Origin of the sequence: Pedobacter yonginensis (genome assembly GCF_003173595.1) — a bacterium.
GTDB classification, from domain to species: Bacteria; Bacteroidota; Bacteroidia; order Sphingobacteriales; family Sphingobacteriaceae; genus Pedobacter; species Pedobacter yonginense.
The window spans coordinates 714636-728629 of sequence record NZ_QGNZ01000001.1 but is presented as its reverse complement, the minus strand read 5'-3'; the positions used below and the strand labels follow the sequence as shown (position 1 = coordinate 728629).

Sequence of the window (13994 nt, the reverse complement as noted above, 5' to 3'; positions counted from 1 at the left end):
GTTCGTACGCGAAATAGTTTTGGTTGAGTTTGGGGGCGTAACTTGGGTGGATTACAAATCCACAGTTCTGCGGTCGAGAAAACATTTCTCGACCAACCGAAAGATTTTATTCTTTTTTGTTAAATATTTATTCATTATGGCTTTGTGCGTTCGTACGCGAAATAGTTTTGGTTGAGTTTGGGGGCGTAACTTGGGTGGATTACAAATCCACGGTTCTGCGGTCGAGAAAACATTTCTCGACCAACCGAAAGATTTTATTCTTTTTTGATAAATATTTGTTCATTATGGTTTTGTGCGTTCGTACGCGAAATAGTTTTGGTTGAGTTTGGGGACTTAACTTGGGTGGATTAAAAATCCACGGCTCTGCGGTCGAGAAAACATTTCTCGACCAACCGAAGAACTTTTCAAAGGATTTCTCCACTACGGTCGAAAGGACGATTATTGAATCTTTCCTTTGCCTTAGTTCGTGTCATCAGGAATCAATAAAATCGTTCCAACAAGGGTACGTGCGGACACGGACCTTGGCGGTGACCCTAGCGGTGATAATCTAACTGAGTTCAAGGATTTCTCCAATACGGCCGAAATGAAGGTAACTGAATCGGTTAGCTCGACTCGAACGTAGCGAGGCGGGATTAAAACCAGCTATTCATCTGCCTTATTTTTCAATTTCATCAATAAAGTGTAGGCACCTCTAATTACAATCGTCCTCTCTTTCAACACTTCTGGATTTTTTATTTCAATTCTTCCAGACTCAATTTTGCCGGTTTGAACCTCGGTCATCTTAAACTTTGATTGGCTAAGTGCAACAAAAACAAACTGTTTTCCTTCAAAATCAACGAGCGCTTCTTCAGGTAGCGTAGATGATCTGGTGTTAGATACTTCAATTTCTGCATTCATGTATAGACCAGGGATCAAAGCCTTATCGTAATTTTCGAAATGACAATGTACTTCGGCCAAATGATCGGCAGTTAGGTCTTTGCTGATTAAGATAATTTCGCAATCATACTTCTTATCCGGTGCATTATTGCTGTATGCTTTCAGTTTCTGGCCGATGGCTAGGCTCGGTAAATCCTTTTCGAAAACGCGTAAATTAAGATGAATGTCCGTAGGATTTACCAATTCAAAAAGCACATCAGATGGATTTACATATTTACCAATATTAACGTTAACCTTTGATACAAAACCCGTTATAGGGGAATATAAATTTATGCGTCGTGATATGTTTCGCTCGGTAAGTTTGGATGCAACAATATTAATTAAACTTAATTTTTCTGCTAAAGCTCCTAAACTGATGCGCAGGGTTTTGTATTCGGCTTCTGCCTGTTGGAAAACTTTATTACTGCTGGCTTGACTTTGATTAAGTTCCTTTTGACGAAGGTATTCGCGTTGAGCAAATTCGAGTTTAGCTTTTATGGTTAAATAATCTTGTTGCATTTGGATGTACTGCTGATCTTCCATTTCTGCTATGGCTTCGCCTTTGTTTACATGCATGCCCGGCAATAGCTTGGTTGAACGCAGATAACCACCTAGAGGCATACTAATCGATACCATATTTTGAGGTGGTACATCAATATTGCCGTTTACCCTGATTAAGCCCGATATGTTTTGGTCTTCGATGGTTCCGGTTTGTATAGCAGCATTTTTTAATTGTTTGCTGTTCAATAAAACCACATCAGCTTCTGTGCTGGTGTTTTCTGCGGCTTCGGGGGCGGGTTTTTGCTGTCCGCATGCCGTTAACAATAATATAGCGAGGATTGAAATGATATTTTTCATCTGTGTTGAGTTTTTTATAAATAAGGAAATCATCCTTTGTGTGTAGGTAATCTCTTTAAACCGCTTGAATATCATTGTTTACCTGCGGTTAAATAATTTAATTGTATTACCGACTGATTTAAGCTCTTAATTAAATCGAGGTAATTGCTTCTGATGGTAATCGCCTGACCAACAAGCATTCCCCATTCTAAGTAATTAATGGCTCCGTTAAAAAATTGCTTGTTCGCCGTACCGATAATCAAATCTGCGTTTTTAAGCACCGTTTTTTCATACTGATCCACATTTTCGAGTCCGTAACGGTATTGCTGTTTAGCAGTTTCCAACTGAAGTTCCAGCTGTTGTTTCTGCTGTTGAAAATTAGATACCACCACATCTTCATTAATTTTAGCTGCAGATACTCTGGCCCTTTGTGCTGAACTAAAAATCGGGATACCAATGCCGATCTGTCCGGCCTGAAACCGCTTATCTCCTGTGTAAAAACGATCATCGGCCCCAGTTCCCCTCATCGTGGTATTGAAATAGCCGAGGGTAAGTTCTGGAAGCAATTTTGATTGTTCAACTTTGGTAAGCGCCTTACTCACCAACTGCTGATTTTCATAGAGTTTCAAGGCCTCATTTCCATCTACATTAATGATATTTAAAGCTTGTGGCAATTGCTTTTTTTCTATTTTACCTTCTGGATATAATCTACTTGTGCTGTTTAATAGTACTTGAAACTGAAGCGATATTGTTTCCATTTCCTGACGAAGTTGACTAAGTTGAAAGGCTACGGTGGCTTTTTGTGTTTCTGCCGTTGCTTTTTCCATGATGTCGCTTTCGCCAACTTTGAAACGGATTTTTGCTTTTTCTAGAAATTGGTTGTAGAGGGAATCACTTTTCAGGATCAGTTTTTCTTTCTCTTTTAGGTATAAAAAATGATCAAACACTTCAGCTATTGCTTTTTTAAGCTCGGCGGCTTTTAGTGTTGCATTTAAACTTGCCTGTTGCGCTTCCAAGCTTAGTAAATCTTTTTGTTTGCGATAAACGGACGGAAAGCTGAAAGATTGAGAAATGCCCAATCGATTATCGGTATAGGCACTGTTGAGTTGCCCTACTTCGCCAGTAATGTTCGTCATTGGCAGTATGGCAGAGGTCTTAATCAATTGCTGCTGGTATTTAACTAATAACGCCTGATTTTTAATCAACAGGTTGTTTTTCATGGCTGTATCTATCGCCGCCGAAAGTGAGATGGGTTGTTGAGCGTTTACTTGATGCATTGAAAATAAAAGCATAAAACCAATTACAACGAATTTCTTTTTACCTAACGATAATGTAATGCCCTTTTCAAACAAGATATAAAGAACAGGCAATACAAAGAGCGTTAAAAATGTGGCCACCATAAGTCCCCCAATTACGACGGTAGCCAAAGGGCGTTGCACTTCTGCGCCAGCCCCATTGCTTAAAGCCATGGGTAGAAATCCGAGCGAGGCGACAAAGGCAGTCATCATAACCGGCCTTAATCTTAGGCTCGTTCCTTTAAGCACAATTTCTCTTAAATTGGTCATTCCTTCTTTTTTAAGTCTGTTAAATTCGGCAATAAGAACAATTCCGTTTAATACGGCTACGCCAAAAAGGGCAATAAAACCCACCCCCGCGCTAATGCTAAATGGCATGCCACGCAAGGCAAGAAAGAAAATACCGCCAATGGCAGAAAGCGGAATAGCCGAATAAATCAACAAACCTTGTTTAACTGAACCGAAAGCAAAAAACAACAGTATAAATATAAGCACCAATGAAACGGGTACGGCCACCATTAATCTTTTCTTTGCTGCGTTCAAATTCTCAAATGCCCCGCCGTAAGTAACATAATAGCCCGGTGGGAATTTAATCTTGGCATTTACCTTTTCTTGTAGCTCATTTACAATGGTTTGCACGTCGCGCCCCCTCACATTAAAACCAACCACCATTCGCCGCTTGGCATCTTCACGTTGGATTTGGTTGGGACCGTTTTTAATTTCGACACTAGCCAATTGAGACAAGGGAATTTGTGCCCCTGATGGTGTTGGTATCAGTAGGTTCTGAATGTCGGTAAGGTTTTTACGCTGTTCTCCATCAAGCCGCACCACCAGCTCGAATCTTTTTTCCCCTTCAAATATCAATCCTGCGCTTTGACCTGCAAAAGCCGTATTTACAATTCTATTCACATCGCTAATGTCCAGATTATATTGAGCAATTAATGCTCGGTTGTACGCAATAACTACTTGTGGCATTCCGGTTACGGGTTCAATAAATAGATCTTGTGCGCCATCAACGGTAGAAATTACGGCGCCCAGTTGTTTGGCAAATATGGCGAGGGTATCGAGGTTTTCGCCAAATATTTTGCATACTACATCTTGCCTTGCACCAGTCATTAACTCATTAAAACGCATTTGTACCGGATACTGAAAGCCTGCTGTAATTCCTGGAACGGCTTCCAATGCTTTGCCCATCTTTTCAGAAAGTTCGTTAAATGTTTTGGCTGAAGTCCATTCTTTTTTATCCTTCAAAATCACCATCATATCGCTGGCTTCCATCGGCATAGGGTCTGTAGGTACTTCGCCACTTCCAATTTTGGTCACTACTTTTTCTACCTCCGGAAATTGAGTTTTTAAAATATGGGCGGCTTTTTGTGTACTTTCTACAGTGGTTGAAATGCTGCTGCCTGTAAGCACTCTGGTATCTACTGCAAAATCTCCTTCTTCCAATGCAGGGATAAATTCGCCGCCAAGGAAGGTTAGCGTAATTACGGCAAGTACAAATAAGGACAATACGGTTAATAAAACCGTTTTCGGGAAAGCTATGACTTTCGATAGCGTTTTATGATAGGCATTTTCGAGTTTAGCCATCATCCGATCAGAAAGATTAGGCTGGTGTTTGATTTTTTTACTCAAAAAAAGCGCACTCATCATTGGGATGTAGGTTAATGAAAGAATAAATGCACCCAACAGTGCGAAGGCAACCGTTTGGGCCATAGGCTTAAACATTTTACCCTCAATACCCTGTAATGTAAAAATTGGAAGATAAACAATGAGTATAATAATTTGCCCAAATACTGCACTATTCATCATTTTGCCAGCAGATTGCTCTACCTGTCCGTCCATTTCGCTTTGAGAAATGTTGTTGATCGAAGCAAATTTCTTGTGATGAGCAAGCTGATGCATTACAGCTTCTACAATAATCACCGCACCATCTACAATGAGCCCAAAATCTAGTGCGCCTAGGCTCATCAGGTTTCCACTAACGCCAAATGCATTCATCATGATTACTGCAAATAGCATCGCTAGAGGGATGATTGATGTTACGATAAGTCCTGCTCTGAAATTCCCCAAAAAAAGCACTAAAACAAATACTACGATTAATGCACCCTCTAGGAGGTTTTTTTCTACTGTACCAATGGCATTATTTACCATTTTAGTCCTATCCAAAAAAGGCTCGATGATTACGCCCTTGGGTAGGGTTTTTTGAATTTGTGCAATCCTTTCTTTAACGTTTTTAATTACCTCGCTGCTATTGGCGCCTTTTAGCATCATCACCACCGCCCCAGAAACTTCCCCCTGATCGTTATAGCACATGGCTCCGTATCGGGTGGCATAACCCAATTTAACTTCTGCCACATCGCGAACAAATAGTGGACGATTATTTGGCGTTTTGATTGCGATGTTGCCAATATCTTCTACGGTTGAAACCAATCCTTCTGTCCGAATGAAGAGTACCGCAGGGCCTTTTTCTATATAAGCACCCCCTGTATTTTGATTGTTCCGATCGATGGAACTGAAAACATCATTTATGGTAATGCCGAAAGAAGCGAGTTTATTTGGATTGATGGCAATTTCATATTGTTTAAGCTTGCCTCCAAAGCTACTCACCTCTGCAACGCCTTTAACGCCAAGCAATTGTCGTCTTACAATCCAATCTTGGATGGTTCTGAGGTCTGTTTCCTTATATTTATGTTCATAGCCCTTATCAGGTCGGACTACATATTGATAAATTTCGCCTAATCCTGTTGATACTGGTCCAAGTTCTGGCGTACCAATTCCCTGCGGAATTTGTGTTTGCACTTGCTGAAGGCGCTCGGCCACTTGTTGCCTGGCCCAGTAAATATCAGTATCATCACTAAAAACTATGGTCACCAAAGAAAGTCCGAAGCGTGAGAAACTTCTGATTTCCAGCATGCCTGGTATGTTGCTGTTGGCTTGTTCTATGGGAAAGGTAACCAACCTTTCTATATCGGTTGCACCAAACGATGGTGCTATGGTGATTACTTGTACTTGGTTATTGGTAATATCTGGAACTGCATCTATAGGCAGTTTTTTAATTTCGTAAATTCCGTATCCAATCAGTGCGAAAATAAATAACCCAATAATGAGTTTATTACGCACCGAAAATTCTATTATCCTGTTGAGCATGACATCTTAAATATTTTGTTAAAAACCATGAAAATTTTTCTCATACCTATCAGATGGATAGCGTATAAGTGCTTAACAGGATTTTGGCGGTTGCCAGATGGCGCCTGTTGTGGAGGCGATTTCAGAAATGAGATAAAAACCCAATTTAGGTTGTCGCAATTCGCGACCCAAATCTCTAGGGATAAGACTTTGACCAATTTCTACGCGAAGTGGTTTTTCTCCGTGCCCTTGTGCAGCGCAGGTTTTGAATGGCAGTTTCATATCCTGCTCATAATCACTATCATGCACTTCACCGCTAAAATAGTGTATGCCCAGAAATGCCCAGAGGGATAAGTCTCGCTGCTTTTCTTTATGCACCAGATAATGCCCAATTAAGGTTGGCAGTTTTAAAATCTGTGAAATCTCTGTAGATGAAAACAGATAGCAGCATAATAAAAGTACAGCAGTTCTTTTGAGCATGGCTAATTATCTAGTGTATTTTCAAGCTAATGTGCAATTTTAATTCTCTCCACCGTTAATCATATCCGAAACAATTCCTTTACCGTCTTTCCTTTCAGCAAGATATACGCCTGCAAGGTGGAGAACGATAAAACCTAAAATGAAATACATGCAGAAACCATGGAATTCTTTTATGCTGTGGTTGATGTCTCTAGGGATGCCTGTATTGTCTTCGAAGGCCAGTAGCAAGCCGGTAACCACCATAATTAATAGTAAAACATAAAACACAACATAAAGTCCCTTTACCACCAATTCGTGCTTTGCTGCCTCGCGCTCCTTTTTTAAGATGAAGTAGGCTTGATAAGCTTTTTTAAGTTTAGGAATGAGCCTTTGATGCGAAGGTAAAAAAAATTCGGCAAGTGCCCTAAAAATAAAAAGTGCAGCCAATGCGTAGCCGAAGTAAATGTGTATGCCCCACACCTGATCTTCAAGGCCATGGGTTACCGAACCTGCCTGTTGATCGGTTACCGCAACGCCAGCATTCATTAACTCACCTTTAACAAAACTTCGTTGTGCACGATCGAAAAGCGTTGAGTTTATCAGTACGGTGAGTAATGATCCGGAAATGATGATAAAATTGATCCAATGCCAAAAACGGGTGGATGCCGCGTATCGCTTGCCAGGTTTTGTTGATCCAATATCTTGTTTATTCGGTGCTATAATGGCCATATCAAATTAATTTAGGATTAAATAGGATGGTAAAGGTGTGCAAATCGTGCTCATAAGAATAATTTAGCTGGTAATGCTGCCGATTGCAAATCTGTTTAAGGATGGACAGGCCAAGTCCTGTACCTTCGGAAGTGTTATCTTTATAAAAGCGATCGAAAATTTTCTCTGGATCGAGTGCCTTATTGTGACCCGTATTGGCAAAAACAAGTTTGTCTACATCCAAGCTAATCTCAATTTTTCCGCCATCATAGTTATGCCTAATCACGTTGCTGAAAAGATTGTTGATGAGAATATCTAACAGTTGGCGACTGGTCGAAATGCTTACATCCTCTAACTTGGTTTCTAAAGTTATGTTCCGTTCGGTGATAAGTTCTTGAAAATAGGTTGCTTTTTCTTCGATGAGTAATTTGAGGTTGGCCTCTTCGGTATCTTGCAACAAATTATTATCGATTTTTACCAAAAGCAACAGCGACTGATTAAGTTTGGTTAAGCGTGAGGTGGCTTTATACAATTCTACCAAAGTTTCGCCATCTTCCTTACCTAAAACGTTAGACTGTAACATATTATCCAACTTGGAATTGATTACCGCCAAAGGGGTCATCATTTCGTGCGAGGCATTTTCGGTAAATAATTTAATCTCGTTATAGTCTGATTTCACCTTTCCAGAAAGCTCTACTAAAACCTCATTAAGTTGCCTAAATTCTTCAACAGGCATCTCTACAGATTTGTATGGTTCCTCATGGTTGATGTTAAAAGCGGTAATGTTATTTAGAAGTTGAGAAAAGGGCGACCATATTTTTTTGAGTAAAATCCGATTGATGAGCAAAACGATCGCGAAAAGCAACATCACCGGAATTAAGATGATGAGACAAATGTTTTTTATCTGCTCTTGTCTTTCAAATTTTGAGGCGATTACCAAAATTTGGTAGGGTTGTCCTACCAGAGCCAGTTCAGTTTTCAGGTATCTGGCGGTTTCTCTGCGGTGCTTTACCGGGTTATAAAAAAGGGTATCGGCATAGCTACTGGAAGGGGTAACTTTTGGTATTTTTTTATATTGAACAACCAGGTCTTCAAATTCATGTGGTTGGTAAAATTTTCCTTCAGCCGAATATTCTTTCACCTCCATAATTTCTTCAACCAAATCATGGTCAATTTGCTGATCGAGGTAATAAGCCAGCATTTGGTAAAAAAGGAATCCAATCACCAGCAAGCCAAAAAGGCTAACAATGATTAGAATTCTATTGTATTTGCTAAAGAGCTTCATGCTTCCGTGAATTTATAACCGATGCCATAAACGGATTGAAAATAATCGCGGCTCCCTGCATCTGTGAGTTTTTTTCTGATGTTCTTGATGTGGGTGTAAATGAAGTCAAAGCTATCTACCATATCCGAATCGTCTCCCCAAATGTGTTCTACTGCCGCAGATTTAGAAATTACTTTGCCTTTGTTGGAAACAAAATACAGTAACAAATCAAATTCCTTTTTGGTCATATAAACAAGTTTACCGTTTACGAGTACCTCTTTTGCATCTAAATCTATTCTGATTTCATGAAACTCTATATGTCGCTCGCCATGAGCGCTTTTACGACGTACAATGGCTAAAATTCTGGCATTTAATTCGGAGAGATGGAAGGGTTTAATTAAATAATCATCTGCACCCAAACTTAATCCTTCTATTTTTTGATCGATGGAGTTTCTGGCTGAGATGATGATTACCCCTTCTGTTCTGTTCATCCTTTTGAGGTAATTTAAAATCTGGAGTCCTTCACCATCAGGGAGTGTTAAATCTAACAAAATGCAATCGTACTGATAAGCATTTAGTCTTTCGAGGGCCTGCGCATAAGTTGAAGCCATACTGCAAATATTTCCTTCACCGGTTAGGTATTGGGCAATACTGCGTTGTAAAACAAGCTCATCTTCGATGATTAGGATTTTCATGGTAGGCAAATATGGTTAAAGATACTGAAGACATTTTGAAGTTTAAGTAAAATCAGAATGCTGAATTACGCTGTTGTATCTTTTGAACATGGGGGATTTGCCAAAAGCAGTAATTGGAAAACAAGAAAGGGACATCCATCTGCTGAATGCCCCTTTTTTGGAATCAATATCTTCTTGATTATCTTTGGCTTATATTAGAAAACTAAGCCCTCAAGTTAATTTAGAAATTGGAAGTTGATTGATGATGTAATCTGATCCCTTCGCCAATTACCTCTACAAAACGATCGTCTAATTGATCCATGGTTTTCCATTCAACTCCCCTTTCGCCAGATTCTGCATAGATCACACCAATTTTCTCACTCTGATTCAAAATTCTATAAGTACCATTTTCTTGTGGTTCAATCACGAATATCCCCTCACCGGTTTGTACATCAAATGCTTCAAAGTTATCTGTTGCATGATGTTGATTTTCGGCTTGATGTGATACGCTCTCTCCTGACCGTTCGATAAGTTCGTGGATGGTATTTTCTTCTTCCTCACGCGTGTTTAGTGAAGCATCCTGAGGGCTTGTGATGGATTGTGCTTCGTGGGTTCTTGATCCTAAATGGCCTCTATCGAAATGATGGTGGTTATAAAATTCTGATGAATCCATTTCTGCAATTTCTTCTTCAATACGCAGTGCCGCGGGGCTTCCAATTGCCGATCTGATTTTCATTTCTGTATCTCTGGTAACTTCGCCAATAATATATTGTGGCATCGCTGCAAACTGGTCTTTGTGCATGGCGGGAATTACTACCCGCTTTTTATCTCCATCAAGTGTGGTAATACCAATTGGTAAAAGAATGGCTTTTTCTTCACCATTCGGCACACTTTCATCCAAATCTACAATAAGGTATCGGATGGCATTTTGCTCTGGATCGAACAATAAATCTCTTACTTTGCCCACTGTCGCGTCACTTTCATCTACAATGGTCCAACCTGTAATGTCTGTTTCGCCGTCAATAATTTTGTAGTCTGTGTTGGATAACTCTTCTAGGTTGATGTACTCAATATTACCTTTATTCATAATTTCAAATTTAAGGGACTTACTGTATCGCCCTTATTTCAAACACGAGGTAAACCAAATGGTTTTTATTTCTTGAACTGAATAGCTGGAGAGGAGTTGATGACCCTGATACAATTTGAGCCGCATGAAAAACATGAATCAAATTCAGTTTAACGAACATCGTTTTTTTAACGAATGGTACTTTGCCAAACCTTAATTGATGTTTGGAAATTGCATAAAAAAGGCCAGTAAATCAGAAACTTACTGGCCTTTCCAATCAGAATTGCTTTTACAAGGTTGCCATATCAATTACAAATCTGTAACGTACATCGCCTTTTTCCATACGTTCGTAGGCGGTATGAATATCTTTCATATAAATCATTTCAATGTCTGACACGATATTATTTTCGGCACAGAAATCAAGCATTTCCTGAGTTTCGGCTATACCGCCAATTCCTGATCCTGCTAAACTTTTTCTGCCACCCAATAAGCTAAATGCAGCAATTTCTGCTGGTTTTGGTGGAACGCCTACGCAGATATGTGTTCCATTGGTTCTAAGCAATGAAAGGTACATATTAAAATCGTGCTCTGCTGAAACGGTATCCAAGATGAAATCGAATGTTCCGGTTGCTGCTTTAATTTGCTCAGGATCTGTGGTTACAACAAAATGATGAGCACCTAATTTTTTAGCGTCTTCTTCTTTCTTAGGTGAGGTACTTAAAACCGTAACTTCAGCACCAAAGGCAACTCCGAATTTAACCGCCATGTGCCCTAGGCCACCAAGTCCTAAAACAGCAAGTTTATGCCCTTTACCAACCTTCCAATGTCTTAATGGAGAGTAAGTTGTAATTCCAGCGCAAAGTAGTGGGGCTACGGCTGCTAAATTTAATTTATCAGAAACATGCAATACAAATTCTTCTCTTACTACGATAGAATCTGAATATCCACCATAAGTTGGGGTTTTGCCGTCTCTCTCTAAACCGTTGTAAGTTTGTGTATTGCCTTCTAAGCAGTATTGCTCTAAATCTTGCTTACAGTTTTCGCAAACCTGACAAGAATCTACCATACAGCCTGTTCCTGCAAGGTCGCCTACTTTGAATTTCTTAACGTGATCGCCTACTTTAATTACACGACCAACAATTTCGTGGCCGGGTACCATAGGGAAGATACCTGGAAACCAATCGTTTTTAATTTGGTGTAAATCTGAATGGCAAACGCCACAGAATAATATTTCGAATTGAACGTCGTGTGGTCCAACTTCGCGACGTTCAAAATTCCAAGGTGCTAAATCTGTACCTGGGTTTTGAGCCGCATATCCTTTTGTTGCAATCATGATATAATTTTTAGTTAATTGTTCTTTAACAAAGATAATCGCGTTTTGTTAAACAAATATTAAACAATTAAAAGTTTGACTTTTAGAATTCAATTTAATTACTTGAAGTCTTATACATCTAATCTTGAAGGTTATCGCGCTGGGCTCGGTTACTTGGTCAAAATTTCAATCTTACCTCCATTTATAAAAAGATCATTTGGTACAAAATAGCCTGTATTGGTTTTCCCGTTTACCCTAATTTCCGTAATGCCTCTGCCCTTGCCTGGTTTTGTTATCGTGATTAACTTTCCTGAACTTGTTTTCCACTTCACTTCATCAAAAAGTGGTGCGGTAACTAAATATTCGGGATCGGTTGCCGAAAAAGGATATAAACCTAAAGCGCTGAATACATACCAAGAAGACATTTCGCCTGCATCGTCCATTCCAGATAAAGCTAAGCCATCATCTCCTATTCCGTATAAATTATTTAAAATATAATCGAGTATTTCTTGCGATTTCTCTGGCTTACCGATAAACGTGTACGCAAATGGCGCTTCATGATCGGGTTGATTGCCTTGGCAGTATTGCCCAATCATGGTCTCTACATTTCTGGCAATATAATTTGGATTCCATGGTAGGGTAAACAAGGAATCGAGTTTGGATTCAAATCCTTGTGGCCCGCCATATAATTCAATTAGTCCTTTCATATCATGCGGTGCATAAAATGATACCTGCCAAGCATTGGCTTCGCGATACATGTACTCATAATAAGGGTATTGTGGATTAAATGGCTTTATCCAATCGCCATTTTCTAAGCGACCACGCATAAAACGGGTGGCGGGATCAAACATGTTTTTATAGTTCTTGGATCTGGCCATCAGGATTCTGTAATTGGCTGTATCACCCAATTTTTTCGCAAGCTGCGCAAGTGAATAATCATCATAGGAATATTCCAACGTTTTGGATACGCCCGCCTTTGCCTTGGTTTCTACATGTGGGTTTTTTACATCAGGATCAGAAATATAGCCTTTAGCAATGTACTCCGAAATAAAAGGCCGTGCACCACCAGATACATTTGCATTGCGCAGTAGAATTTGGTAAGTAGCTTTGATGTCAAAGTCATCAATTCCCCTCAAATACGCACCCGCTATTGATGATGCGCCATGATCGCCATGAAAAAAAGTCGGAATGAAGCCTGTTTTATCGCCTACATCTTTCATCGACTTGATCACATCTAAAGTTACATTCGGGGTAAGCAGACCTAACAGAACATCCTTATTGCGATAGGTATCCCACAATGATGGTTCAGTATAGTAATTAAATTCTGCTTTAACCACGTTGCGCTTGGCATCTCTAAACTCTCCGTTTACATCGCTACGCAAAGCTGGCCACAGGAATGAGCGGTAAAGGCTAGAATACAACATTACTTTTTGCTTATCGGTGCCCCCTTTAACCTGAATGGCGGAAAGCAATGATTCCCACTGGGTTGTGGCCTCGCTTTTGATCTCGTTAAAAGTTTTATTGCCTATTTCCTTTTCTAAATTTTGTTTTGCGTTTTCTACACTTACGAAGGATAGGCCAATTTTCAGTTCAACAGGTGCTGTGCTTCCATTTGCCAAATGGATGATGGCATAGCCAGTACGTTTGGTTGGATCTACCTGGTCCAGCTTTTCGATGGTTCCATTTACAGTGGCATAGAAATATATATTTTCACCTCCCTGAAAGCCCTTTACCGCCGATTTGCCAACTTGTTCGATATTCCAAGTTGATACTCTGCTGTTTGCTTTTCCTAAATCAAATAGAATTTGCTTGTTGTTATTATCTTTAAATTCATATTTGTGATAGCCACACCTAAGGGTTGAGGTTAAGCTCACATTCACATTGTAATCTTCTAAATAAACCTGATAGAAACCGGGTGCGGAACGCTCATTTTTATGCGAAAATTTCGAACCGAACTTTTCCTTCGGATGAGAAAGTGGTAAAATGGGGATGTTACAGAGGTTCCAGTGGCCTTTGTTCGTATGCGCGAAACCGTAAATCATATCATCTTCGTATTCATACCCCGCTCCAGATCCGTACTCGGTAATGGGACTGAGCTGCACCATAGCGTTTGGTAAGGAACTGCCTGGAAAGGTTAATCCTGCCCATGATCTCCAACCCTTGGGCAATTCATAGCCTAATATTTTAGGATCAGTTAATGGCGCTGTACCAATAAAGGTGTTGACGTACTTGGTAAGTGTGGTTTTGGATTGACTTTTACTCGCCTTGCTGTTAATCAGCATCATCAGCACAGTAGCAAAAATGAGTTTGGTTAGGTTTCTCATGATTCTTGTAA

At 39.8% G+C, this 13994-nt stretch carries 9 protein-coding genes; all 9 read right to left on the bottom strand.

The annotated features are described in order from the left end of the window. Positions 1-642: 642 nt before the first annotated feature. The 9 genes from DHW03_RS03140 to DHW03_RS03100 all read right to left on the bottom strand — a co-directional run bounded on the left by DHW03_RS03140 (position 643) and on the right by DHW03_RS03100 (position 13983). On the bottom strand, positions 643-1773 hold the full coding sequence (locus tag DHW03_RS03140) for an efflux RND transporter periplasmic adaptor subunit (protein ID WP_109924994.1): 1131 nt from the start codon (positions 1771-1773) through the stop codon (positions 643-645). A 71-nt stretch (positions 1774-1844) separates the two neighbouring features. Further along, positions 1845-6197, bottom strand: coding sequence for a CusA/CzcA family heavy metal efflux RND transporter (locus DHW03_RS03135; RefSeq protein ID WP_109924272.1), 4353 nt, complete (start codon positions 6195-6197; stop codon positions 1845-1847). Positions 6198-6269: 72 nt separating this feature from the next. Next, positions 6270-6656, bottom strand: a complete 387-nt coding sequence (locus DHW03_RS03130; protein ID WP_109924271.1) for a hypothetical protein — start codon at positions 6654-6656, stop codon at positions 6270-6272. Positions 6657-6695: 39 nt separating this feature from the next. Next, a complete protein-coding gene (locus DHW03_RS03125; protein ID WP_109924270.1) occupies positions 6696-7364 on the bottom strand; it encodes a cytochrome b/b6 domain-containing protein in 669 nt (222 codons plus the stop codon). A 1-nt stretch (position 7365) separates the two neighbouring features. Then, positions 7366-8628 carry a PorY family sensor histidine kinase gene (locus DHW03_RS03120; RefSeq protein ID WP_240618458.1) on the bottom strand — a complete coding sequence of 421 codons (1263 nt, stop codon included), beginning with the start codon at positions 8626-8628 and terminating at the stop codon, positions 7366-7368. Continuing rightward, a complete protein-coding gene (locus tag DHW03_RS03115; RefSeq protein ID WP_109924269.1) occupies positions 8625-9302 on the bottom strand; it encodes a response regulator transcription factor in 678 nt (225 codons plus the stop codon). Before DHW03_RS03115 ends, DHW03_RS03120 begins: the two co-directional genes overlap by 4 nt. 220 nt (positions 9303-9522) lie before the next feature. Further along, the gene (locus DHW03_RS03110) at positions 9523-10368 is read right to left on the bottom strand and encodes a PRC-barrel domain-containing protein (protein WP_109924268.1); all 846 of its coding nucleotides are present in this window, start codon (positions 10366-10368) and stop codon (positions 9523-9525) included. A gap of 268 nt (positions 10369-10636) precedes the next feature. Further along, positions 10637-11680 (bottom strand): NAD(P)-dependent alcohol dehydrogenase, encoded by a 1044-nt coding sequence (locus DHW03_RS03105; RefSeq protein WP_109924267.1) that lies wholly within the window; start codon positions 11678-11680, stop codon positions 10637-10639. A gap of 149 nt (positions 11681-11829) precedes the next feature. Continuing rightward, a complete protein-coding gene (locus DHW03_RS03100; RefSeq protein ID WP_109924266.1) occupies positions 11830-13983 on the bottom strand; it encodes a GH92 family glycosyl hydrolase in 2154 nt (717 codons plus the stop codon). Between the last annotated feature and the right edge of the window lie 11 nt (positions 13984-13994).